Source organism: Providencia sp. PROV269, assembly GCF_028477785.1.
Classification (GTDB): Bacteria; Pseudomonadota; Gammaproteobacteria; order Enterobacterales; family Enterobacteriaceae; genus Providencia; species Providencia rettgeri.
Genome location: NZ_JAMPLV010000016.1, coordinates 74,170 through 100,655 on the forward strand (window position 1 = coordinate 74,170; position 26,486 = coordinate 100,655).

The following is a 26,486-nucleotide window of genomic DNA, read 5'->3' on the forward strand; positions in this document are numbered from 1 at the left end:
TGCAAGTTTAAGTTGAATTAATATGCTGGCGTTGGAGTGTTTTAAGAATGATATGGTTTACATATATTAATAGAATTAATTACTGGACATTGGTGATATTATTTAATAAAAATAGTCATGTAGTTAGTAATAAATATAAAAACCATCATATATATAAATATCTTTTTAACGCAGCTAAATAATTGAACCGTCATACATTCCTTTTACGACAGCTAAATAAAGAGGTAACACATGGATCTTCCTTTACAAGGTATTAAAGTACTGGATTTCACCGGTGTACAATCAGGGCCATCTTGTACTCAAATGTTAGCGTGGTTCGGCGCGGATGTTATTAAGATTGAACGTCCGGGAGTTGGAGATGTCACGCGCAATCAATTAAGGGATATCCCTGATGTGGATGCGCTGTATTTCACAATGCTTAATAGTAATAAGCGCTCAGTAGAATTAAATACCAAAACACCAGAAGGTAAAGAGGTGATGGAGCGGTTGATTAAGCAAGCCGACGTCCTCGTTGAGAACTTCCATCCAGGTGCAATTGACCATATGGGTTTCACTTGGGAACACATTCAAGAATTAAATCCTCGTTTGATTTTTGGTTCAATTAAAGGTTTTGATGAAGACTCACCTTATGCAGATGTTAAGGCCTATGAGAACGTTGCCCAAGCTGCTGGTGGAGCTGCCTCCACGACAGGTTTTTGGGATGGCCCACCATTAGTGAGTGCCGCAGCATTAGGTGATAGCAATACGGGTATGCACTTGCTCATAGGCTTACTTGCAGCGCTATTACACCGCGAGAAAACAGGCAAAGGTCAGCGAGTGACTATGTCGATGCAAGACGCTGTACTCAACTTGTGCCGAGTCAAACTTCGTGACCAGCAACGATTAGAGAAAATTGGCTACCTTGAAGAATACCCGCAATATCCAAATGGTACGTTTGGTGATGCTGTTCCTCGTGGTGGTAATGCTGGCGGCGGCGGCCAGCCAGGTTGGATTTTAAAATGTAAAGGCTGGGAAACTGACCCAAATGCTTATATTTATTTTACTATCCAAGAACAGGACTGGGAGCAAACCTGTGTCGCTATTGGTAAGCCTGAATGGGCAACTGACCCTGCTTACAATACACCAAAGGCTCGTCAACCTCATATCTTTGATATTTTTGCTGAAATTGAAAAATTCTTAGCAGATAAAGATAAACATGAAGCGGTCGAATATTTGAGTAAATACGGTGTACCTTGCGCCCCTGTACTCAGTATGCGTGAAATTGCACGAGACCAATCGCTGCGTAAGAGTGGAAGTATTGTTGAAGTTGAACAACCAAAACGCGGGACTTACTTGACGGTGGGTTGCCCGATGAAATTCTCCTCATTTACACCTGATATCAAAAGCGCGCCATTGTTGGGTGAGCACACAGATCAAGTCCTAACTGAATTAGGCTATAGCGCAGATGAAATTGCAGCTATGCGTGCGAACAAAGCGATCTAATTTTAAAAATTGGGAGTGACTTATCACTCCCTTTAATCTTTTAATCAGTTAATTATGAGGTAGACATGTCTGCTGATCAAACCCAAAACCTGACTGATGGTATGCATATTATTGTCGATGCGCTTAAAAAAAATGGCATTGATACAATCTACGGTGTTGTTGGAATTCCAGTGACTGACATGGCAAGGCATGCACAAGCTGAAGGTATTCGCTATATTGGATTTCGCCATGAACAATCCGCGGGTAATGCGGCTGCAATTAGTGGTTTTATCACCCAAAAACCGGGTATCTGCTTAACGGTTTCGGCGCCTGGTTTTTTAAATGGCATGGTGGCGCTGGCTAATGCAACCACCAACGGTTTTCCAATGATTCAAATCAGTGGTTCGAGCGACAGAGCAATAATTGATTTGCAGCAGGGTGATTACGAAGAATTAGACCAAATGAACACGGCAAAACCCTTTGTAAAAGCGTCTTACCGTGTGAATAAACCCGAAGACCTTGGTATCGCACTCGCGCGAGCAATCCGTGCTTCGGTATCAGGCCGTCCAGGTGGAGTTTATCTTGATTTAACAACGGAAGTGTTGTCTGCCGTGATGGATAAAGACGCGGCGGATAAAACCATTTTTACAGTCGAAGACCCTGCGCCAAGACAAATTCCATCACCCGATTCAGTGAATAAAGCCCTTAAGCTGCTCGCCTCAGCTAAGCGGCCATTAATTATTTTGGGTAAAGGCGCCGCTTATGCTCAAGCGGATGACAATATTCGTCAATTTATTGAAACGACGGGTATCCCTTATTTACCGATGTCAATGGCAAAAGGGCTGTTACCAGATACGCATCCTCAGTCAGCGGCATCTGCTCGTTCATATGCCTTATCCAGTGCGGATGTTGTGGTGTTAATGGGAGCTCGCCTTAATTGGTTACTTGATCATGGTAAAGGTAAGCACTGGTCACCAGAAACTCAATTCATTCAGTTAGATATTGAACCTTCTGAAATTGATAGTAACCGCCCAATAACCGCACCTGTTGTTGGTGATATTTACTCAAGTATCGAGTCTTTATTGGCAGGGCTTAAATCAATCCCTGTTAAATCTCCAACGGAATGGCTTGCTAGTATTGATGAGCACAAGAAAATTAATGTCGAGAAAATGGCAGTTAAGTTAAACACTGACACTTCTCCTATGAATTACTTTAACGCCTTACGTGCAATCCGTGATGTGCTGGTCGATCACCAAGATGTTTATGTCGTCAATGAAGGTGCTAACACGCTTGATAACGGACGAAATATTATTGATATGTACCAACCACGTAAACGCTTAGATTGTGGAACCTGGGGCGTGATGGGCGTTGGAATGGGCTATGCAGTTGGTGCTGCTGTAACCAGTGGTAAGCCTGTTGTAGCGATTGAAGGCGATAGTGCATTCGGCTTTAGTGGTATGGAAATTGAAACGATTTGTCGTTACAAATTGCCTGTCACCATTTTGATTTTCAATAATGGTGGGATTTACCGTGGTGATGGCGTAAATCTCCATGGTGACCAAGACCCTTCCCCTACAGTTTTAATGGGTGGAGCGCGTTATGACAAAATGATCGAGGCTTTTGGTGGCATTGGTTATCAAGCAACAACGCCAGCAGAGATACAGGAAGCCTTGAAGGCAGGTTTAACATCGGGTCATCCAACCTTGATAAATGTCGTTATTGACCCTGCTGTTGGAACGGAAAGTGGCCATATTGGTAATTTAAATCCGAAGTCTGTAGTGAAGAATTAACGCAGCATCACGTTAACTAACAAAGATTACCTTACGCGGCTCATATTGATGAGCTGCGTACGGGGTCTTATTGCCAAATAGGTGGGTCTTATGGCTGATTTTATGTATAAGATTTTTATGAGCGACCTATTACCTATCATTATTATTATGGTACTAGGTTATGTGAGTGGTAAACGAAATGTGTTTACCAGTGACCAAGCGAAAGCATTTAATAAGTTGGTATTAAATTACGCATTACCTGCTGCATTATTTGTGTCTATCGCGCGTGCTAATCGAGAAATGATATTTGCAGACGCTAAATTGACTATTATTTCATTTGTGGTCTTGCTCGTTTGTTTCTTTTTCTCTTTCTTTAGCTGTAAATATATTTTTAAACATAGTCGTGGCGAAGCTGCGGTATGTGCATTAATTGCAGGTTCTCCGACAATTGGTTTCTTAGGGTTTGCGGTTCTAGACCCTATTTATGGTGAAACCGTTTCAACGGGGTTAGTTGTTGCCATTATATCCATCATCGTTAATGCCATTACAATCCCTATCGGCTTGTTCTTACTGAACCCATCTGATGCAGAAGGGAAAAAAGGCGGTGGCGGTATGGATGCATTAATCTCAGCCTTTAAAGAACCTGTCGTATGGGCTCCGGTACTCGCGACTGCTTTGGTACTGGTTGGTGTGAAAATTCCAACGGTTTGGGACCCGACATTTGATTTAATTGCGAAAGCAAACTCCGGTGTTGCGGTATTTGCTGCGGGCCTGACATTAGCCGCGAATAAGTTCGAGTTCGATGGTGAGATTGTCTATAACACGTTATTAAAGCTAGTGTTAATGCCAGGGTTAATGTTACTGGCAGGTATGATGTTTAATATGGGGACAGAGCAACTGCAAATGATGGTATTAGCCGGGGCGTTGCCACCTGCTTTCTCTGGAATAATTATTGCGAGTCGCTTTAATCTGTATACCCGGACAGGAACAGCATCGCTGGCGGTGAGTGTGCTTGGTTTTATCATCGCAGCTCCAGCGTGGATCTATATCTCTCGACTTGTTTCATAGAAAGAATAAATAGGTCAAAATGAGTTGCCATGGCGTGAGAAATGACGCCATGGCAGTTTTGTAAAAAGGTGAATTATGACTTCTTCAAAACCGCTTGATGGGATACGTGTTCTTGATTTTACTGGAGTCCAGTCAGGCCCATCTTGTACACAAATGCTTGCTTGGTTCGGTGCTGATGTAATCAAAATTGAACGTCCAGGGGTTGGGGATGTAACTCGTAATCAATTACGAGATATCCCTGATGTCGATGCGTTATATTTTACGATGTTAAATAGTAATAAACGCTCTTTAGAGCTTAATACCAAAACCCCAGAGGGAAAAGCCGTGATGGAGAAATTAATACGTCAGTCTGATGTATTAGTTGAAAATTTTCATCCGGGGGCTATCGACCATATGGGGTTTACGTGGGAGTACATCCAAGAACTTAATCCTCGGTTAATTTTTGGCTCGATTAAAGGGTTTAATGAAAATTCACCCTATGCGAATGTTAAAGCCTATGAAAATGTTGCTCAATCTGCAGGAGGTTCCGCATCAACGACAGGTTTTCCTGATGGCCCTCCGACGGTAAGCGCTGCGGCCTTGGGGGACAGTAACACGGGGATGCATTTATTGATAGGCATACTGACGGCATTATTACACCGAGAAAAAACAGGTAAAGGGCAACGTGTTACGATGTCGATGCAAGATGCGGTGCTTAATTTATGTCGTGTGAAATTACGTGATCAACAACGTTTAGAAAAACTCGGTTTCTTAGAGGAGTATCCTCAATATTCCAATGGAACATTTGGTGATGCAGTTCCCCGTGGGGGAAATTCGAGTGGGGGTGGCCAGCCGGGGACGATGCTCAAATGTAAAGGCAGTGATGTTGATCCAAATGCCTATATTTATTTTATTAATCAAGATCATAATTGGGAAAATACCTGTGATGCAATTGGGCGCCCAGAATGGAAGACTGACCCTGCTTTTGCTACTACACAGGCACGTGCAAGCCATATCCAAGATGTATGGGATGCAATCGAAGAAATCGCCAAAGACAAAGATAAACATGCACTAACCGATTATTTTGATCAGTTTGATGTGCCATGTTCTGCAGTATTAAGTATGAAAGAAATTATGGAAGACCCTTCTTTGCGTCGTAGTGGCTCAATTGTCGAGGTTCAACAACCAAAACGAGGCTCATATTTAACGGTGGGTTGCCCAATGAAGTTTTCAGCGTTTATTCCTGAAATTAAAAGTGCTCCATTGTTAGGGGAACATAATAACGAAGTGTTAAAAGAGCTTGGTTATAGTGATGAACAAATTATGGAAATGAAAAAAAATAATGTTATTTAATTAATAACATTAAATTCGCTCTTAATATGACTCTCTAAAAAAGAAAATTAATATTAGCGGCTATATTTAGATACTCGATGCATTCAAATATAGCCGCTACACTCAAGCTATTATTACCTAAATTATTTGGAATTATAGAAATGTTCTTCCTATTTAATATTTATTTTTATTAATAGCAAAAAATTATTTATTTACTAATAAATTCTTTGAATAAGGATTATTGTATGAGTATTGCTGAAATAAAAAAAAGTAGTAAGGTGGCAGCCGTTGATTTTATTCCTGCATGGGGAGATTTAAATGGAAATATTCAACGTTTAGTTGAAGCGGCAGAAAAAGTGGCCGCTCAAGGGGTAAATTATGCTGTATTTCCAGAAACGGCAGTGAGTGGTTATTTATTTTCGGACTCTACAGAATTAGCACCTTATTTAGATACTATCCCGGGAAAAACGACTGCTGCAATACTGCCTGTACTGGCTCGAACAGGAATGTATATGAGTGTGGGTATCGCGGAGCGGGATAGCGAAACTGGACTGGCTTATAATTCAGCTGTTTTGATGGGGCCGGAAGGCATTATTGGTAAATATCGTAAAATAGGCCTAAATTCTCAAGATCAAAAAGTGTTTGCTCCTGGTAATACCGGCGTCAAAACCTTTGAAACACCGATTGGCCGTATTGCATTACTGATTTGTTATGATGATACTTACTGGCAATATGTACGGTTAGCCGCATTAGAAGGGGCACAAATCATTGGTTGGCATTCAGTATCCGATCGAATGATGCCTAACGCGAGTCCTGCTGAAATGCTTGGGGATCACTCAACCGTTGCCCATGTACAGCATATGAGTGCTTTCAATGGTGTCTGGGTAATTTGTGCAACACGTAGTGGAATTGAAACTAATCCAATTACCAAAGGGCAGCTCTATTATAATGGTGGTTCGAGCGTATGGGCGCCATCAGGACATAAAGTGGCTCAATCTCCAGTGCTTAGCCCATTAGAGTTAGAACCGGGGTTAAATGGCATATACAGTGCGATGATTGACTTAGATGAAGCGGATAAACAGCGCGATGCATTACTGGCGAAGCGTCGGCCTGAATTATATTTCCCAATGCTTGCTTTTCATCGTAGCCCGACAGATATCAATGCCACATCAACAATAACGCAAACAACGCTGATTGCGGCGCAGTGGGAAAAATCAGTTTCTAAGCTAGACTCAATCCAAGTGGGAGAAAATGAGCTGCTGGTTCTTCCTGAGCTTTCTGCGCTACCTTATACCAACGATCCCAACATTATTTTGTCTTATGCCGAACAACAAGGGGGCATTTTTGAGCAAACATTGAGTAAGGCGGCTCAAAAGGGGAAAGGGTATATTGTTGGAAGCTACCCTGAAATTGAAACGGATAGATTGTTCCATACGGTGGTGCTTGCAGGGCCATTAGGGGAAATATTAGCGCGCTATCGCGTTACACATCTTAATGAGCGAGATAGTGGCTGGGCAACAGCGGGTAGTTCTGTGAGTGTGACAGCAACGCCAATTGGGCGTATTGCACTGGCGGCTGCACATGAATTAGATGTTCCTGAATTAGGGGGGTTATACAGTACGTTACGCGCTGATATCCTTGCTGCGCCAGCCGGTATCCCGAGTGATTTAAAAGTAGAAATTGATAGCCATCTTTTTTCGGTTGAAGAGCCGCCGACAGGACGTGCCGATTTTATCCCTTATGCCATCGCGACATTAAACCAATTATGGGTGGTTTGTGGAGGACGAAACGAACGTGATTCTACGTCAGCGGCTATTTATGGGCCAGAGCCTGTCGTGCTTACTCCAACCTTAACAGCACAACGAGGGGCTGAAGATGTGCGTTTGCAAGCTCAGGTACCTGCTCCTTTTACGTGGATTAACCAAGAACGGTTGGTGAGTGGTCAGCAAGCTATTTGGTTTCCCCCGTTAACACAGTAATGTTTATATTTTCCCGTTGTTGTTAGAGAAATAGCAACGGGATCTTATCATGAATAAAAGCCCTATTAATGGCTTCAATAATTAGATTATTAATATGCTGACTTTTCGACAGTTTGGTAGTCAAGAAACGTGGATTAAAACACTTCATTTTTTAGGGATTGTGGCCTCGTTGGTTTTAATAGCGAGTATTTCTATTGAAACCTTTAATCATGACCCCTTTCTTAAGCGGTCAATTTACTTTGATATTCAATTTTGGATCTGTATTTATTTTACATGTGATTTTTTTATTTTTTTATTTATTTCAAAAAATAAAAAAAAGTTTGTCAAAAAATACGCGATTATCGTTTTGTTATCTGTTCCGTATTTAACCATATTGGATTACACATCGATAAAATTTACTGAGGAGCAAATTTATCTTATTCGGTTTATCCCCTTATTTCGTGGTGGTGCAGCGTTTGTCATGCTTATGATGATGGTTGTAAAACGAAATACGACAGCATTATTTTTATCTTATATGATTTTGTTATTTTCAACGGTTTATTTTATTAGCTTAATTTTTTACATTTTCGAAAGGGGTCTTAATGTTGATGTTAAAACGTATGGGGATGCCATTTGGTGGGCGGCAATGACTGTCACCACATTGGGTTCAAATATTATCCCTGTGACGAGTGCTGGCAAAGTCATTACCACTATTCTAGCGGCTACCGGTATGACGGTTTTTCCTATTTTTACGGTATACATCACCTCGATTATTAGTCGACTAAGTCAGTCAGAAAAAGAATCATCAAGACAGGTAAGTAAACTATGATTTCCTCTCCAAAAGTTCCTTTTATGCAGCTACCCACTATCGCATTTTTATTAGCTATTGCGTCAGGAATGCTCGATGGATATGCCTTTTTTACGACTAAATCATTCGCTACTTTTCAGTCAGGCAATATTATTATGTTAGGCTATGAGTTTGCTAAGCACGGCCTAACCGCAGTGATGCCTTATATTATTTCTATTATTTCCTTTGGTGCGGGAGCAATGCTGTTGGCATGGATCCGTTATCGCTATAATACTGATGAAAAAACTTGGACATTTACGTTATTGTCACTGGAAATTGTCCTTTTATTATTACTTATTATTTATATTTTTTTATTTAACGTACAGTCAAATGGGTTTCATGCTGTTTGGGCTCTTTCTTTTATTGCGGGAATGCAAGGTAATGCGTTTCATAAGATTAATGGCATGCTATATGGCAATATTGCGGTTACTTTGAATGTGCAACTTGGCTTTAGTTCATTGGCAGAATCTATTGCATTTAAAGGCCAAGAAAGAAAAAGTGCATTATATAAAAGTTATTGTTATTTTCTGACGCTATTGGGTTTTGCTGGCGGGGCTTTCATGATGGTGTTATTAGCTGATTTTGCAAAGGAATACGCTTTATTTGCTACATTAATCCCATTGTGTTTGATATTTTTCTTTGGACATCAGTTTTCGAAAGAAAATAAAGGAATGCCAATAGATTCAAACTAGTTTGAGTGAAAGAGGCGGGGGAAGCCCCGCCTACTAAGATGTTGTTACAAGGCGTGCTGGTGGTTAAGCGCTTCAACCGTTTTTTGGGCACCGTTATCACGTAGTGAAAGGTAGAATGCAGTCACCTTTTCAGTAAACAACGAATTATTAACGAGTTCTTTGGTAAACAAACTGTTGAGAGAAAGCAGTGCATGAACACGACTTTCATCATCAGTGCTGTTTGCAACTAGTTCAGCCAATTTTACAGCCTGTGGGTCGCTGACTTGAATTTCTGCACCATGATCATCTTTTCCGCTGACATAACGCATCCATCCTGCAACCGCTAAGGCTAAATAATCAAATGATCGGCCGTTTTTAAGATGAATTTGGATAGAGTCGAGTAAACGTTGAGATAATTTCAACGTTCCATCCATCGCGATTTGCCAAGTACGATGTTTCAACCCCGTATTTTTGAAACGCTCAATCAGGGCATTAGCATAGGCGGGTAAATCCACATTTTTGATGGATAACGTTGGCGCTTGCTCATTGACCATCAAGTGATAAGCCGCTTTTTCATAAGCGCTATCCTGCATGCACTCATTAATGTATTGATAACCAGCCAAATAACCTAAATATGCAAGGAAAGAGTGGCTACCATTTAACATACGCAGTTTCATTTCTTCAAATGGAATGACATCTGTCACTAATTGAGCGCCCGCTTTTTCCCACTCAGGACGACCCGCGACAAAATTATCTTCAATCACCCACTGGCGAAATGGCTCACAGGCAATGGCGACGTTATCGACGATAGGGCCCAGTTGAGATTGAATTTTCTCTGCAGTGTCTGGTGTCATGGCAGGTACAATTCTATCCACCATGGTAGATGGAAAAGTGACGTTGGCTTCAATCCAATTGGCCAGTGCGATATCCTGTTTTGCGGCCATCGCTAAAATGACATTTTTCGTGATATGGCCATTTTCAGGCATATTATCACAGGACATGACTGTAAATGGTGCAATACCCAGTGCTTTACGGCGTTTTAACGCTTCAACAATCAGGCCCGGCAATGATTTTGGAGCATTTGGTGAGGCTAAATCATGTGCGATAGCGGGGTTAGCAAAATCAATCGAGCCTGTCGCGGGTACATAGCAATAACCTTTTTCAGTAACAGTCATGGAAACGATGGCAATGTTAGGGTCTAACATGCGATTGATAACAGCATCAATTCCGTGAATGGTTGGGTGTAATGCTTCTTTTACCACCCCCACCGTACGGGTTTGCCAATTATCGCCTTGCATTTCAACTACGTTATAAAGGCAATCTTGAGCGAGTAAATCTTCAATTTGTTGCTCGCCACCGACTAAATTGACTTCGCAAAAACCCCAATTACTCTGCTGTTCTGTAGCTAAAATATCCGCAAAGATGGCTTGGTGGGCGCGATGGAACGCGCCGAAACCTAAGTGAAGCATTTTTACCTTTATCTGCTCCCTATCATAGCTTGGTACTTTGATATTCGCAGGTAATTGGTTTAGGTTATTGGTTGACAGTTGCATATTTCACTTTACCTTTTTGTTGTTCAGCCTCTTCAACAGCATCCAACGTACTGGTTAAATCACGATCTTTCACTTCAGGCATGATGATGGCGCTGATTAATGAAATGGCAGAGTAAATGATGATCATGATGGCAATTGGCCACCAGCTTCCGGTGACACTACAGAAAATACCTGCTAGAACTGGGCCTAAGCCAGAGGCAATTAAGCCACCAATTTCTTTGGCCACAGCCATACCGGTGAAGCGATTACGTGAGTTGAACATTTCAGCCATCGTAATATTTTCTAAGGCAAATAATCCGAGTACTGAACAGTTATGAACGATAATAATACAGATGGTAATTAAGCTAACACTGTTCGCACCATCGACGATGACAGATAACATCGGATAGGCGAGCAACATAGCAGATAAGCTAAGAATAATATAAGGAATACGACGACCAAATTTATCGGATATCAGACCAATCACAGGAATAGTTAGGAAACCGACAACGGAGCTGATCATGATCGCATCAGTTGGAATACTCTTATCAAACAACAGGCTTTGAACCAAATATCCTGCTAAGAAAGTTTGAATTAACCCAGAGTTACCTGCTTGACCGAAACGAATGCCAGTCGCTAACCAAAATGCTTTAGATTTAAACATGGCAAAGAAACTTTCTTTCGGTGGTGTTTGTACTGCAACTTTGGCTTCTTGTTCTTCCGTATTTTGCACTTTCTCAAATACAGGGCTTTCTTTCAGATTCAGTCGTAACCATACTGCAAACAGCATTACCACGAAGCTTGCCAAGAAAGGTACACGCCAGCCCCAAGCCAATAAGTCTGACTTATCTAACCAGAAGAACATGACAGCCCAAATTGCAGTTGCGCTTAATGTGCCACAGTTTGTTCCCAGACCCACTAATGAGGCCACAATACCACGACGGCCTTTTGGTGCATATTCTGCTAGCATGGTACCTGCACCCGAAATTTCAGCGCCTGCCCCTAAGCCTTGAATAATTCGCAAGAGAACTAATAACAGCGGTGCGAGGATACCTACCTGTGCGTAGGTTGGTAATACCCCGATTAATGTAGTACACACCCCCATCATGGTGATGGTGATAAAGAGTACTTTTTTACGGCCGATTCGGTCGCCCATTTGACCAAAGAAAATCGCACCAACAATACGTGCGACATATCCGGCACCGTAAGTTCCCATCGCAAGAATTAATGCCATTGAAGCGGATTGTTCAGGGAAAAATATTTCATGGAAAACAAGTGCTGCACCTAACGAGTAAAGCTGGAAATCCATAAACTCTAGAGCGGTTCCTAGCCAGCCAGAAACTGCAGCTTTGGTTAGATCGCCAGAACTGCGTTCCACTTTCCCTGATGGGTCAATTGACTGAGTATTCATATTATTATCCTATTAATCACGTAGGGTAGTATCCAAATCGGATTTAGTTTTTTTAATTAAATTAAAAGGTTAAAAGAATTTTACAGCAGGTTTTCTGGTCTTTTTCAAAGGTTAAGATTGCCTCTTGCGCTTCAGTGAATGGGAACTGATGCGTCAAGATTTTCGTTGGGTCAATTTTTTTAGATTCTATCCAGCTAATCACCTCAGGGAATTTTTTGGCATTCAAACGTGAAGAAAACAATGAAATCTCTTTGCTGGTGATACTTTGCTGTGTAACGGCACTTGCTTCACTTGAAAAGCCCATAATAGAAACTCTTGCTGCGGGAGAAGCAATCAAGACGGCTTCTTGTAAGATAGCGGGATGGCAAGCTGCATCAAGTACTAACGTTGGGCGAAGACCCAGTGTTTTGAGTTGATCTGGTAGTGGGGTTTGTGAGTTATCAATGACAATATCAGCACCACAATCTTTTGCTCTAGCTAAACGCTCAGCCACGCGGTCAACCATGATCAAGGTTTTGACTTGATAAACCCCTTTGAGAACCTGTGCGCAGGTTAACCCAATCGTACCCGCACCATAGACTAATGCGATGTCATCTTGAGTTGGATGAACATGCGAAGTCACGTTGGCGGCAATAGAGTATGGCTCAACGGTAACGGCACACTCATCGCTGATTGAATCAGGAATAGTATAAGCATTAGCCGCAGGGACATTGACATATTCAGTGAACCCGCCATCAGTATGAACACCCAATACTTCTAGTGTTTCACACACATTTGGTTTACCAATTGAGCATGGGTAACAATGACCACAGCTAAGGACAGGGTCGATAGAGACTCGTTCACCAATGCGTTTGCTATCTATGCCTGAACCCACTTTTTCAATGACACCGAAAAACTCATGGCCAATCACACGTGGATATTTTGCAAATGGGTTATGGCCACGGTAGATATGGCTGTCAGAACCACAAATGCCAGCTAAGCGAACTTTTATTTGTACTTGGTTTTCAGCCGGTTCAGGAACTGAACGTTCTTCAATCAATAATGTATTGGGTTCTTTGATTACTACCGATTTTACAGCTTTCATATTTGACTCCGAATAAAATAAAAATTACCAGTTCCACAACGTGCCGTCTTCGAGACGAGCGACTGGAAGATAAGCTGGGTTGTACGGGTATTTCGCTGCCAGTTTTTCATCAAAATCGATACCTAAACCGGGCTTATCACTTGGGTGCATATAACCATCGTTGAACGTCCAGTTAGTCGTAAATACGGACAACATTTCTTCTGAATAGCCCATAAACTCTTGAACGCCGAAATTGGGTACCCAAAGGTCAAAGTGTAAGGCGGCAGCATGGCAAATTGGGGATAGGTCAGATGGACCATGAGAACCGGTTCTGACTTGGTAAAGCGATGCAAAGTCCGCAATTCGGCGCATGCCTGTAATACCTCCGGCATGGGTAATTGTGGTGCGGATATAATCGATGAGTTGCTCTTCAATCAGTTGTTTACAATCCCAAATGCTATTAAAAACTTCACCTACGGCGATTGGGGTGACGGTATGTTGACGAATTAATCTAAAACAAGCTTGGTTTTCTGCTGGTGTTGGGTCTTCCATCCAAAATAATCGATAATCTTCAATACTTTTACCGAAGCGAGCCGCTTCAATAGGGGTCAAGCGATGGTGCATATCGTGTAGAAGGTGTTCATTAAATCCGTATTTGTCCCGAACGGCTTCAAACAGTTTGGGCATAAAATCCAGATATTTTTCGGTTGACCAAAGTTGTTCTTCGGGGTGATGGCCTTTTGTGGCAGGTTCATAAGCAAGGTTTTTTCCTTTACTCTGTCCATAGGTAGTTGCCATTCCTGGAATGCCACACTGCACACGGATCGCTTTAAAACCTTTTTCTTTATATTTTGCGTAGTTATCTAGTGTTTCAGCAATATCGGTACCCGTGGTGTGGCAATAAACCATCACTCCTTCACGAGAAGCGCCACCGAGTAACTGATAGACCGGAAGGTTGGCAATTTTGCCTTTAATATCCCACAGTGCCATATCAATCGCAGAAATGGCGGACATCGTAACTGGGCCTCTACGCCAGTAAGCTCCCTTATAGAAGAACTGATAAATATCTTCAATTTTATGTGGGTCACGGCCTATTAGCTGAGGACAGAGGTGATCTTGAAGATAGGATGCTACAGAGAGCTCCCTCCCGTTAAGGGTGGCATCACCTAATCCATATACGCCTTCATCGGTTGTAATTTTTAATGTGACAAAATTACGACCGGGGCTACATACAAAGACTTCTGCTTTTATAATTTTCATTTTGGCCCAAATCCCTATTACTTGTTAACCAACTGATCAACCAAATTACCATGAAATACTCAAAGTGGTTTATTTATTGGTTGACCAAATTCTCTTTTTTTCACTCTATCAATCGGTAAATTAAAAAACAATGACTAAAAAGACGACAATAAGTGAATCTGATCACAAATTGGTTAACTAATTTTGCGGAAATAGTGGATAAATTGGTTGACCATTGTAATGAGGGACGATAATCTACAATGGAAGAACTAAATTTAATTCGACAACGCGTTGTACATATATATGAAAACTCAATACCGCTCGTACCAATACCTAGGTCAGCAGTTAAAAGAGCTCATTGCATCTGGTGAATATCCGATAGGAAGTCGTTTAATGCCAGAGCGTGAGATCGCTAAAAAATATGATGTTAGTCGCTCATTGGTACGTGAAGCACTCATCATGTTGGAAATTGAAAAATTGGTTTCTATCAAGAAAGGTTCTGGGGTTTATGTCATTAATCATCCAGACCTATTGATTGATGAAATTAAAAGTTTAGATCATGGCCCTTTTGAAATACTGCAAGCTCGCCAAGTGATTGAAAGTGCAATAGCTGCATGCGCTGCTTTGTCAGCAACAAAAGCCGATATCCAAGAGATCCGCGCATTATTAGAAGATGAGCGAATCAAAGTCGCGAATAATGAAAGTGACGATGCTAATGATCATAAGTTCCATGTGTTAATTGCTCGCGCAAGCAAGAATGACATGATGGCGAAGATTATTGATGATATCTGGGCTGTGCGGTTACAAAGCCCTATGTGGGATAAGCTTCACGAACATATTGACAACACGACTTACCGAAAAAAGTGGTTGGTTGATCATGAAAATATTTTAAATGCACTACAAAAACGTGATCCGGAGTTGGCTAAAAAAGAGATGTGGCAGCATTTAGAGAATGTCAAAAATACGCTAATGCAGCTTTCTGATTTTGATGACCCCAATTTTGATGGTTACCTATTTGAAACAATTCCTTATCAGACTATTTTTGAATAATCGAAGGAGAAGTACTCATGGAGCATACGTGGCGTTGGTACGGTCCTAATGACCCTGTTTCTTTAAGTGATGCTAGGCAAGCAGAGGCGACAGGTATCGTCTCTGCGCTCCACCATATTCCTAACGGTGAAGTTTGGAGTGTCGAGGAGATTTTAAAGCGTAAGGCTATTATTGAAGATGCTGGGTTAGTTTGGTCTGTCGTGGAAAGTATTCCTGTTCACGAAGATATTAAAACTCAACAAGGTAATTTTGATCTCTATATTCAAAATTACCAACAGAGTATTCGTAATTTAGCATCCTGTGGTATTAAGACCATTTGCTATAATTTTATGCCAATTCTAGATTGGACGCGTACTGACCTTGCTTACACGCTACCGGATGGCTCCAAAGCGTTACGGTTTGATAATATTGCTTTTGCTGCGTTTGAAATTCATATTTTAAAGCGTGAAAATGCGGCAGAGAGTTATTCAGAACAAGAAGTTAAAGAAGCGGCTGAGTATTATGCCAATATGTCATCTGATGACATTGAAAACCTGATTAAAACCATCATCGCAGGGCTACCGGGTGCGGAAGAAGGTTATACATTAGACCAATTCCGTGAGCGCTTGGCGCTGTATAATAATATTGATGAAAATCAGTTACGTGAGAACTTACGTTATTTCTTGCAGAAAATCGTTCCTGTCTGTGAAGAAGAAAATGTGGTTTTAGCTATTCACCCTGATGACCCTCCACGCCCAATTTTAGGCCTGCCACGTATTGTTTCTACCATTGAAGATATGCGGTTTATTAAGCAAAGCTGCGATAGTATTCATAATGGGTTTACTATGTGCACAGGTTCTTATGGTGTACGAGCCGATAACGACCTAGTAAAAATGATTAATGAATTTGGTGATCGCATTCATTTCACGCACTTACGTTCAACGGTGAGAGAAAATAACCCGAATACCTTCCATGAAGGCAATCATATTGCAGGTGATGTTGATATGTTTGAAGTGGTCAAAGCCATTTTAGCGGTTGAACAAAAACGCTATGCTGCGGGGCTTGCACCCATTCCAATGAGACCAGACCATGGCCACCAAATTTTAGATGATTTGAAAAAGGTGACCAATCCAGGCTATTCCGCTATTGGGCGCTTAAAAGGTTTAGCAGAAGTTAGAGGTTTAGAGCTCGCAATTAAGCGTATGTATTACCCTGAATTACTGAAAATCTAAAACCTAATTCATTGTTAACAATATTGGCTTTTTATTTGGTATTTTGATGATACCAAAGGGACTGTTATACCCCTAAAGAAGCAAAACTGTTATTTCATTGTTACGCGACCGAATAGTATTTGGTCGCGTATTCTATTGACCATAAATGCTTTTTATATTTATTTTTATCTAAAAGGTACAGTAGATATGATATTAAATATATTTATGTTTTTATTTATTTCTTATTGAAGAACGGCAATAAAAAACACCTGAGATAAGAGTGAAATACCTATTCCTGTTGCAAATAGAAGGCTGCTTGCAGCATAAGCTTGTAGTCATAACCACTTCAAACCATAACTTCAGAATTTTTATCCTAGTGATAACAATTTATTTATATCAAATAAAACAATCATCATCCTGATTTACATTTACCTTGATCTACTCCGGGTTAATGGAAGGGATAATTCAGGGGCTAGAGTAGCCTCAAGATGACTTTTGTTTTATCCTGAACATTAGAGAACCGCTTTCGCGGATATAAATATGATGAGCAAAACGCTTTCGAGAAAATAAATAGCCTTTTCTCGGGAATTGTCGTTATAAAAAAATAGAAAAGAGAGAACGCAATGGGTATTCGTATCGTTCCTAAAGAAGAGTTAGGACAAGAAAGATTGAAAGAAAAAGGAATTGGTTTTATTCCACCAGTTCTGTTTCCTAACTTAAAAAGCTTATATCAGCGCCGTGCTGAGCGACTTAAAGAACTTGGTGCGGGAGAACATCCTTTTGCAGATTATCTGAATTTTGCCGCTGAAGTGGCAACCGCGCAACATAATGCACAGCATGATAATCCATTAGAAATGGATATGGCATCTATCCTTGAGCGTTCAACAAATACCAATAATTCGCCATTGGATGCAAAAACATTTCCACGCACAACACATTGGCACAAATTATTGACGGCAATTATTGCCGAATTAATGCCAGTCGTGCCTGAGTCTGTACGCCCTGCGTTAGAAAACCTGAATAAAGCGTCTGAAACAGAACTTGAAGCTATGGCAACTGCGCTGCTAAATGAAGAATTTGAAAAAGTTCCTGCGGATAAATCGATGTTTATTTGGGCTGCATTATCGGTGTATTGGGCACAAATGGCAGCAAATATCCCGGGTAAAGCGCGTGCAGAACATGGTGACCATCGTCATTTCTGCCCTGTATGTAATAGCATGCCAGTGTCGAGTATTGTGCAAATTGGTACATCACAAGGTTTACGTTATTTGCACTGTAATTTATGTGAAACTGAATGGCATATGGTGCGCGTTAAATGCAGTAACTGTGAGCAAACGGGTAAATTGAATTATTGGTCATTGGATGATGAAAATGCGGCTGTTAAAGCTGAAAGCTGTGGTGATTGTGGTAGCTATCTGAAAATCCTTTATCAAGAAAAAGAAGCTAAAGTTGAAGCTGTCGCTGATGATTTAGCGTCAATTATTTTAGATGCTCGCATGGAAGAAGAAGGTTTTGCACGTAGCAGTATTAATCCGTTCTTGTTCCCTGGTGAAAAATAAGCGGTAAAAGAGAATCGTGACTATGGCTGAATCAGACTTGGTTTTATATCGCCAACTTCCTGCGATTGATAAATTATTGCAACTCGATGAAGTGCAAATATTGATTGAACAATCAGGGGCTCACTGGGTCACTGCATGTTTACGTGAGATGCAAGAGCAAGCTCGAACCTGTATTGCACAGGCAGGGAAATTACCTGCCTGGCAGGAAGATTGGGTAAAAGAGTTAGCTCAACGCCATCAAGCTTTAGGGCAAAGTGCCCTAAAAAACGTGTTTAACTTGACCGGTACGGTGTTACATACCAATTTAGGCCGTGCGGTAATGTCGACCACAGCCGTGAATGCGGTTAGCCAAGTGATGAGTTCGCCTGTCACATTAGAATATTCTCTAGATGGCGCGATGCGTGGGCATCGTGACCGTGCGATTGCTGATTTACTGTGTGAGCTCACTGGCGCAGAAGATGCGTGTATTGTTAATAATAATGCTGCTGCAGTTTTATTATTGTTAGCAACGGTTGCGAATGGCCAGCAAGTTATTGTTTCTCGTGGTGAATTAGTTGAGATTGGCGGGGCTTTTCGAGTGCCTGATGTCATGGCTCAGGCTGGCTGCCAATTAGTTGAAGTGGGAACAACAAATCGGACCCACTTACGTGACTATGAGAATGCGATTAATGATCAAACTGCACTATTAATGAAAGTGCATACCAGCAATTACAGTATTGAAGGATTTACTGCTGAAGTTGAAGGTGAAGAGCTTGCAGAGCTAGGTAGAAAGTACCAATTACCAACGGCAATTGATTTAGGCAGTGGTTCGATGATTGACATGACGGCTTATGGGCTACCCGCAGAGCCCATGCCACAAAGTTACCTTTCTCAAGGTATTGATTTAGTTTCAATTTCTGGAGATAAACTTCTCGGTGGTCCACAAGCAGGGATTATTTTAGGGAAGAAGAAATGGATTGATGCAATTCAAAAACATCCATTAAAACGTGCTTTACGGGTTGATAAAATGGTTCTAGCTGCACTTGAAGCAACGCTAAAACTGTATTTAACGCCCGAAAAACTCACAACAGAATTACCCACATTACGTTGGCTAACACGAGATCCTGAAACTATTCGTGATAGCGCAGAAAGCATAGTTGTTGCTCTACAAGCCTTTTACGGGGATAAATTTATTGTTGAAGTTGAGCATTGCCTCTCACAAATAGGTAGCGGCTCACTTCCCATCGACCGTCTTCCAAGCTTTGCGGTAACCTTTACACCATTAAATGGAAAAGGTAGCACATTAGAGCAACTCGCTACGCAATGGCGTCAGTTACCTCAACCTGTGATTGGGCGTATGAAAGAAGGTAAATTGTGGCTTGACCTGCGCTGTCTTGATGATGAACATGCGTTATTACAGGCTTTACTTTCATGATTTTTGCGACAGCAGGCCATGTTGACCATGGCAAAACCTCATTAATTCAAGCTATTACTGGCGTAAATACCGCACACCTCCCCGAGGAAAAAAAGCGCGGAATGACCATTGACCTAGGGTATGCCTACTGGCCGCAGCCTGATGGTAGCTCGATTGGTTTTATCGACGTTCCAGGACACGAAAAGTTTTTAGCCAATATGTTGGCTGGGATTGGCGGTATAAATCATGCGCTTTTGGTTGTCGCTTGTGATGATGGTGTAATGGCGCAAACCCTAGAACACCTTTCTATTTTAAGACTAGCGGGCTGTGAAAATGTCAGTGTCATACTGACGAAGGCTGACAGAGTTGATCATTCGCGAATTGAACAGGTCACGGAGCAAGTTACCTCTGAGTTGGCTCAGCAAGGTTGGCCAGATGCAAAACTATTTATTACGTCTATTGAAGATGGGCGTGGCATTGATGCGCTACGGTTATATCTGCAACAGCTTCATCAGCAAAGTGGTTCACATCCCAATATCCAACGTCGTTTTCGTTTAGCCATTGACCGCGTTTTTTTGGTTAAAGGTGCAGGGATTGTGGTGACTGGTACCGCGTTAGCGGGAAAAATTCACGTTGGCGAGTCACTTTGGGTGACTGGGGCGGATAAGCAAGTTCGTGTCAGAGGTATTCACCGGCAAAACCAAATATCTGAATTCGCTGTCGCGGGGGACCGTGTGGCTTTAAATTTGACAGGTGATATTGATAAAGAAAATATCACTCGAGGTGATTGGTTACTTGCAGAGCAACCCGCATTTATTGCAACACGGGTTATTGTCGAACTGGAATGCGATACATTAATTAAGCACTGGCAGCCTGTGCATCTCTATCATGGTGCAAGCCATATCACTGGCCGAGTATCATTATTAGTGGAACAAGGAGAAACCCCTGTTCTCGCAGAATTAATTTTAGATACCCCATTATGGTTAGTAGAGAATGACCGGTTAATCATTCGTGATATTAGCGCTCGCCAAACGTTAGGTGGGGCTCGAGTGATACGTTTGGTTTCCCCACGCCGAGGTAAAAGACTCCCAGAGTTTTTGGATTGGTTATCTAGGCTTTGCCGAGAACAAGACGAACTGGCTCACTTTAAGTTACAACTTCCACAAGGTGAACTTAATTTACGGGATTACAGTTGGGCGCGGCAGCTCACCCATGAGGCGTTAGATAACTTATTAGCAAAAACGGATGTGGAACGGGTTGGCAATCACGTTTTATCCATATTTAAAACGCAAATAGCGAAAGAACATATCGTTCAAACTCTTGAAAAATTTAATGAAATACACAGTGACCAAATTGGTGTTGGCAAAGCACGTTTAAAACGTATGGCTCTGCCTTCAATGAGTGAAGCATTAGCCTTTAAATTCATTGATGACCTAATTACTGACAATGTTATTAAGCAAACACGTGGCTGGTTGCATATGCCTCAACATGGGTTGGTTTTTGATGCGCAACAGCAGCTGATTTGGCAACAAATATACCCATTATTTTCACGTAATGAGGCGTGGTGGGTGCGTGATTTAGCATTAGAAAGTGGTTATGAAGAAGATACGATGCGCCGCGTGTTAAAAAAGGCGGCACAAATGGGGTTAATTACAGCAATAGTTCGTGACCGCTATTATAGTCATGAACAAATTAATTATTTTGCTTCACTTATTCATCGTTATTGCTTGGAAAATGAAGCTATTTTTGCGGCTGATTTTCGTAACGAATTAGGGATTGGTCGAAAACTCGCGATTCAAATTCTTGAGTTTTTTGATAAAAGCGGTTTTACTCGTCGTAAAGGCGATGGTCACCATTTACGAGATAAAGGCATTTTCGTTGAATAAATTGAGTGTTTTAATCCGTTATAGTAGTGCTTCATAGCAACCTCCAATATTAAACTTGTGGTAAAACTAATGAAGAAAAAGTTATTTGCAGGCTTTTATCTGGCATTGATCTTTATTGGCTCCCTTTTCTTAGTCTTTGAAAAAGGTAGTGTAATTTATCCTGCACTCATATCGGTCAGTGTATATGCCGTTTTATTCGGTATTTTAATGGTGCTAACAGCCCGCTGGTTATTTTCTGTGATTATTACCAGTACATTATTTATCATCATTAAATTCCTGAACCAGTTAAAAGTTCATTATTACAAAGAACAACTCTTCTTTAGTGATATCAATATCATGACGGACACTTCCAATATGGGGACCTTGGGTCATTATTGGTTAGCGGGTGTCGCATTGGTCGGGTTGCTTATATTATTAGTCATTAATGGGGTTATTAGCTGGCGGTTGGTCAAACCAAGTAAATCAAAGATTACTCGCGTTATTGGTGTCGTTCTTATTGTTGCAGGTTATTTTAGTATTAACTTCACAAGCTCACATTATTATGACAGATGGTCTCAGACGTTGCCAAAAGGCCGAGGGACAGTGACCAATATTATTATGTCAGCACAAAATGCGAGTTATCAGTCTCCTGAATTTGCAGGTTCAGCTGATTACTTTGTGAAAAAAGCAGCTGCTATCTCCCTAGAAAATAATGTGGTATCAGAAAAGCCAGACATCGTTTTATTACTACAAGAATCTACTGTTGACCCACATATTTATGATTTACCTGAAGGAACCAAGCTTCCCAATTTATTTATGTTCCAGCAAGATAATGGCGTAAGTGCGCATAGTCAGATGCGGGTACAAACTTTTGGAGGGGGAACTTGGTTATCTGAATTCTCCGCCTTAACTGGCTTAAATAGCGATGATTTCGGTGCGCAAAAAAGCGGTGTATTTTATTTTATCGTTGACCACCTTAAAAATAGCTTATTCAAAGAAATGAAGGCCAACGGTTATTATACTGTGGTACTTACTCCTTTTAATAAAGGTGCATACCATTCAGGCCATGCCTATGAAACGCTTGGGGTTGATAGAATTATTCAACCACAAGAACTTGGCTACCCAGGAAAACTACAAGATAACTTATGGACGATCAGCACCGATGATATGCTGAAATACGTGAAAGAAATCTTAGCTCAAGAAACAGATAAACCTGTATTTATTTTCTCTCTTACCATGTATGAACATGGCCCTTATAAAGAGAGTCATAGTGATGACTATGGCATAAAAGACAAAATTAAAAACCCTGATGCTGCGGGTGAATTTAGCCATTATATGGACAAAATCGCCACTTCAGATGCATCAATACGCAATTTTGCAGACTTTATTGAAAAACGTGAGCGCCCGTTGATGTTTTTATATTTTGGTGACCATCAACCAGGCATTAGTTTAAATCAGTATAATTCTTCATTTTCATCTCCCGCTTACTTAACACAATTTACCTTACGGGATAATTTAAAATCAGGGACGGTGATCAAAACGGGCCAGCTAACCGATATTTCCTTCTTAGGTGGTATTTTATTGGAAAGAGCGAATTTAAAAATATCCCCATTTTATGAGGCCAACATCAAAATGCGTCACTTATGTGATGGCAAGCTGAATGATTGTGAAGACCAGAAGTTACTTGATAGCTACCGTAACTATGTTTATGGAACTTTAGAAGCGGCTAACGCCAATAAAGGTGATATGCAATAGTATGTTATTATCAGCCGTAGATATTTACGGCTGATCCCCTCTTTTTTGTTATTTCCTACCTAAAATATTAATACTTTCTTAAAATTTATTATTTTTTTAGGCTTTCTTGTTTTAATAACAAAACCATTCGTTATTATTTTTGTCTTAATTTTAGGTATTTTTTCTGTGAAATTTGGTGCTCATTCAGAGCTTAAGAATGGTTTAACGCTAGAAGACAATGAATATGAAATATTTGGTCACGGGAAGTGCGGGTTTTATTGGTTTTAAGCTTTGCCAGCGTTTATTAGAGGACGGACATGAAGTTGTTGGGATTGATAACTTAAATGCATATTATGATCAAGGGCTTAAACAATCCCGTTTACATTTATTGGAGCAGTTCCCTTTATTTCGCTTTATTCATCTTGACCTCACTGACCGTGAAACCGTTCGGGTATTGTGTACCCAAGAGCAATTTGACCGAGTCATTCACCTAGCAGCACAAGCGGGGGTCCGTTACTCATTGGAAAACCCATTTGCTTATGCAGACAGTAATTTGACTGGTCACCTCGCTATTTTAGAAGGCTGTCGCCAAGCAAAAGTGAAGCATTTGGTCTATGCCTCTTCAAGTTCGGTGTACGGAGTGACCGATAAGACGCCATTTACCACGGACATGGCAACCGATCACCCTATTTCACTGTATGCGGCAACGAAGAAAGCCAATGAATTAATGGCGCACTCCTACTCGCATTTATACCAGCTTCCAACGACTGGGTTGCGCTTCTTTACGGTTTACGGCCCATGGGGGCGCCCAGACATGGCTTTATTCAAGTTTACGAAAGCTATTTTGGCGGGCGAGCCTATCGATGTCTATAATAACGGCAATCTCAGTCGTGATTTCACTTTTGTTGATGATATTGTCGAAGGTGTGATCCGTATTTCAGATATAATTCCACAAGCAAACCCGAATAACCCTTCGGCATCACCGGCAGAAAGCAGCGCGCCATATCGAATCTATAATATTGGTAATGGTCAACCCGTTAAATTGATTGAATTTATTTCTGCACTGGAAAAAGCACTGGGTAAAGAAGCGATTAAAAACTTTTTACCTATGCAAGCGGGTGATGTATACACCACTTGGGCGGATACAGAAGACTTGTTTAATGTGACTGGTTATCGCCCACAAGTTTCTATTGAGCAGGGTGTTCAGGCATTTGTGGATTGGTATCGTTCTTATTACCACCAATAATATCAATAAGCTGTAACATCTTTAGCAGGATTTGAGAGGCAAGTTTGAAAATAGCAATCGCAGGAACCGGTTACGTCGGCTTATCTAACGCCATGTTGCTGTCACAACACCACGAAGTGGTCGCCGTGGACATCATCCCTGAAAAAGTGGCGATGTTAAACAACCATCAATCACCGATTGTTGATGCAGAAATTGAGCAATTTTTAACGGAAAAGATGCTCAATTTTCGCGCTACAGAAGATAAAACAGAGGCCTACACAGGCGCTCAGTACGTGATTGTGGCTACACCAACTGACTATGACCCAAAAACCAATTACTTCAATACTAGATCGGTTGAGTCTGTTATTCATGATGTGAATGAAATTAACCCGCAAGCGACGATCATCGTAAAATCCACTATTCCGGTGGGCTTTACCGCGCGTTTACGTGAAGAATTTGGTTATACCAACGTGATTTTCTCCCCTGAATTTTTACGTGAAGGCCGCGCTTTGTGGGATAACTTGCACCCGTCCCGTATCGTGGTAGGAGAGCGTTCAGAGCGCGCGAAAATTTTTGCGGATTTACTGCTTGAAGGTGCGATTAAAAAAGACGTTCCCGTGTTATTTACGGATGGCACCGAAGCCGAAGCCATTAAGCTGTTTGCCAACACCTATTTAGCGATGCGTGTGGCATACTTTAATGAGCTCGACACCTATGCAGAAAGCCGCGGTCTAAATGCACGCCAAATTATTGAAGGGGTCTCTTTAGACCCACGTATTGGCAGCCATTATAACAACCCATCATTCGGTTACGGTGGTTATTGTTTACCAAAAGATACCAAACAACTGTTAGCTAACTACGATGATGTGCCAAATAACTTGATTAACGCCATTGTGGAATCGAACCGTACCCGCAAAGACTTTATTTCCGATGCGATTATTGCTAAAGCACCACGTAAAGTCGGTGTTTATCGCTTAGTGATGAAGGCTGGCTCTGATAATTTCCGCGCCTCTGCGGTACAGGGTGTGATGAAACGCATCAAAGCCAAGGGTATCGAAGTGGTGGTGTATGAGCCTGTTTTAAAAGAAAATGAATTTTTCCGCTCTAAAGTTATTCGTGACTTAGAGACTTTCAAAGCAGAAAGCGACATTATTTTAGCCAACCGGATGGTGCCTGAGCTGGAAGATGTGGCAGAGAAAGTCTATACCCGCGATTTATTTGGTAACGACTAAGCGGTTTTTATGAGAGTAGGTTGGCACTATGGTGACCTGCTCTCATAGATAGAGCCGTACAGCTTTTCTAAAACCTTACCAATTTTGAGGTATATCGCACAACTTACCTATTTTTAGACGCCATTTTGCAACAATCGCTAAGAAATGTCGTTTGCCATTTGCTAGCATCCGTCAATTGATTAAAAATTGGCTATTTTGCTATGCAGAACATAATAAAAAAACAAAGAGACGGTTTTATCACCTATCAAAAAGAAGGTGAGATAGATTTTTGGCAAATTGTTAATGATTATATTGATGGGAAGATCTCGGGTAAGAATTTAAGTAGCGGAAATATTGAGAGAAGTGTTGCTCGTATTCATGTAGATGGGCAAAACTATATTATTAAATGTGAAAAAGAACGGGATAAGCGTATTGAAAAACGGTTGATGCGTATTATTTCAGGACCTTTTTATTCACAGTTATTAATGCGATTAGTCTCTGCTCAAAATAAAGGTTGTATGGTAACCAATGACATCTATTTCGTTGCTGAAAAAATGGTCGGTCGTGAGTCAGTAGAAACATGGATTATTGCGGAATATGTGGAAGGAACGGTTTTATCTGAACTGGATGATATTACGCCTTACTATGCAGAAATGAAGTCTGTCATTAACCAATTACATAACTATGGTTTATCTTCTAATGACATCCATGCAGGAAACTTTGTTGTAACCAATGTGGGGCTAAAGGTTATTGATTTATCAGATTATGGTAATTTTGCTATTTGCAAAGCGAATGATTTAATTGCATTACAGCGTTTTTACGATATTGAACCCGATAGCAAAAATTGTGTTTATCGCTTTATTCGTTTTAGAGATAACTTTCGTCATTGGTCAAGAAAAATAAGAGGAAAGAAAACTCGGCTTTAGTGT

Annotated in this window: 20 protein-coding genes; 16 read left to right on the forward strand and 4 right to left on the reverse strand. The window is 41.1% G+C overall.

Annotation, left to right across the window (positions count from 1 at the left end):
- Window positions 1-231 precede the first annotated feature (231 nt).
- The 7 genes from frc (PR683_RS16480) (at window position 232) to PR683_RS16510 (ending at window position 9,106) form a co-directional block, all read left to right on the forward strand.
- The gene (gene frc / locus PR683_RS16480) at window positions 232-1,482 is read left to right on the forward strand and encodes a formyl-CoA transferase (protein WP_004264573.1); all 1,251 of its coding nucleotides are present in this window, start codon (window positions 232-234) and stop codon (window positions 1,480-1,482) included.
- A gap of 65 nt (window positions 1,483-1,547) precedes the next feature.
- Window positions 1,548-3,251 (forward strand): oxalyl-CoA decarboxylase, encoded by a 1,704-nt coding sequence (oxc, locus tag PR683_RS16485; protein ID WP_004906831.1) that lies wholly within the window; start codon window positions 1,548-1,550, stop codon window positions 3,249-3,251.
- A gap of 102 nt (window positions 3,252-3,353) precedes the next feature.
- Complete coding sequence (gene yfdV, locus PR683_RS16490; RefSeq protein ID WP_004906833.1) at window positions 3,354-4,298, forward strand: transporter YfdV; 945 nt, start codon at window positions 3,354-3,356, stop codon at window positions 4,296-4,298.
- A gap of 75 nt (window positions 4,299-4,373) precedes the next feature.
- Window positions 4,374-5,630: a formyl-CoA transferase gene (frc, locus tag PR683_RS16495; protein WP_272581903.1), complete on the forward strand. Its 1,257-nt coding sequence runs from the start codon at window positions 4,374-4,376 to the stop codon at window positions 5,628-5,630.
- Between the two features lie 224 nt (window positions 5,631-5,854).
- Complete coding sequence (locus PR683_RS16500) at window positions 5,855-7,588, forward strand: nitrilase-related carbon-nitrogen hydrolase (RefSeq protein WP_004906837.1); 1,734 nt, start codon at window positions 5,855-5,857, stop codon at window positions 7,586-7,588.
- Between the two features lie 94 nt (window positions 7,589-7,682).
- A complete protein-coding gene (locus PR683_RS16505; RefSeq protein ID WP_196718927.1) occupies window positions 7,683-8,396 on the forward strand; it encodes a potassium channel family protein in 714 nt (237 codons plus the stop codon).
- Entirely contained in the window at window positions 8,393-9,106 is a 714-nt protein-coding gene (locus PR683_RS16510) for a YoaK family protein (RefSeq protein WP_004906840.1), read from the forward strand. Before PR683_RS16505 ends, PR683_RS16510 begins: the two co-directional genes overlap by 4 nt.
- A 44-nt stretch (window positions 9,107-9,150) precedes the next feature.
- On the opposite strand, the gene PR683_RS16515 is transcribed toward PR683_RS16510, so the two are convergent.
- From PR683_RS16515 to manD, 4 genes are all read right to left on the reverse strand, one after another.
- Complete coding sequence (locus PR683_RS16515) at window positions 9,151-10,638, reverse strand: mannitol dehydrogenase family protein (RefSeq protein WP_115168225.1); 1,488 nt, start codon at window positions 10,636-10,638, stop codon at window positions 9,151-9,153.
- Window positions 10,619-12,028, reverse strand: a complete 1,410-nt coding sequence (locus tag PR683_RS16520) for an MFS transporter (protein ID WP_004906844.1) — start codon at window positions 12,026-12,028, stop codon at window positions 10,619-10,621. The genes PR683_RS16515 and PR683_RS16520 overlap by 20 nt, the downstream gene beginning before the upstream one ends.
- A 61-nt stretch (window positions 12,029-12,089) precedes the next feature.
- Window positions 12,090-13,112, reverse strand: a complete 1,023-nt coding sequence (locus PR683_RS16525) for a Zn-dependent oxidoreductase (protein ID WP_109912536.1) — start codon at window positions 13,110-13,112, stop codon at window positions 12,090-12,092.
- Between the two features lie 24 nt (window positions 13,113-13,136).
- On the reverse strand, window positions 13,137-14,351 hold the full coding sequence (gene manD, locus PR683_RS16530) for a D-mannonate dehydratase ManD (RefSeq protein WP_004906847.1): 1,215 nt from the start codon (window positions 14,349-14,351) through the stop codon (window positions 13,137-13,139).
- 282 nt (window positions 14,352-14,633) lie between these two features.
- Between manD and PR683_RS16535 the strand changes: the two genes are divergently transcribed.
- From PR683_RS16535 to PR683_RS16575, 9 genes are all read left to right on the forward strand, one after another.
- The gene (locus tag PR683_RS16535) at window positions 14,634-15,380 is read left to right on the forward strand and encodes an FCD domain-containing protein (RefSeq protein WP_042851476.1); all 747 of its coding nucleotides are present in this window, start codon (window positions 14,634-14,636) and stop codon (window positions 15,378-15,380) included.
- A gap of 17 nt (window positions 15,381-15,397) precedes the next feature.
- The gene (uxuA, locus tag PR683_RS16540; protein ID WP_109912535.1) at window positions 15,398-16,591 is read left to right on the forward strand and encodes a mannonate dehydratase; all 1,194 of its coding nucleotides are present in this window, start codon (window positions 15,398-15,400) and stop codon (window positions 16,589-16,591) included.
- Between the two features lie 602 nt (window positions 16,592-17,193).
- Window positions 17,194-18,129 carry a formate dehydrogenase accessory protein FdhE gene (gene fdhE / locus PR683_RS16545; RefSeq protein WP_004906186.1) on the forward strand — a complete coding sequence of 312 codons (936 nt, stop codon included), beginning with the start codon at window positions 17,194-17,196 and terminating at the stop codon, window positions 18,127-18,129.
- A 22-nt stretch (window positions 18,130-18,151) separates the two neighbouring features.
- A complete protein-coding gene (gene selA, locus PR683_RS16550) occupies window positions 18,152-19,543 on the forward strand; it encodes an L-seryl-tRNA(Sec) selenium transferase (RefSeq protein ID WP_004906852.1) in 1,392 nt (463 codons plus the stop codon).
- Entirely contained in the window at window positions 19,540-21,408 is a 1,869-nt protein-coding gene (gene selB, locus PR683_RS16555) for a selenocysteine-specific translation elongation factor (protein ID WP_109912534.1), read from the forward strand. Before selA ends, selB begins: the two co-directional genes overlap by 4 nt.
- 69 nt (window positions 21,409-21,477) lie before the next feature.
- A complete protein-coding gene (locus PR683_RS16560; RefSeq protein ID WP_109912533.1) occupies window positions 21,478-23,142 on the forward strand; it encodes an LTA synthase family protein in 1,665 nt (554 codons plus the stop codon).
- Window positions 23,143-23,365: 223 nt separating this feature from the next.
- The gene (locus PR683_RS16565) at window positions 23,366-24,367 is read left to right on the forward strand and encodes an NAD-dependent epimerase (protein WP_004906856.1); all 1,002 of its coding nucleotides are present in this window, start codon (window positions 23,366-23,368) and stop codon (window positions 24,365-24,367) included.
- 44 nt (window positions 24,368-24,411) lie between these two features.
- Window positions 24,412-25,578: a nucleotide sugar dehydrogenase gene (locus tag PR683_RS16570; RefSeq protein WP_123382697.1), complete on the forward strand. Its 1,167-nt coding sequence runs from the start codon at window positions 24,412-24,414 to the stop codon at window positions 25,576-25,578.
- Between the two features lie 200 nt (window positions 25,579-25,778).
- Window positions 25,779-26,483: a lipopolysaccharide core heptose(II) kinase RfaY gene (locus PR683_RS16575; protein WP_109912532.1), complete on the forward strand. Its 705-nt coding sequence runs from the start codon at window positions 25,779-25,781 to the stop codon at window positions 26,481-26,483.
- Window positions 26,484-26,486 lie beyond the last annotated feature (3 nt).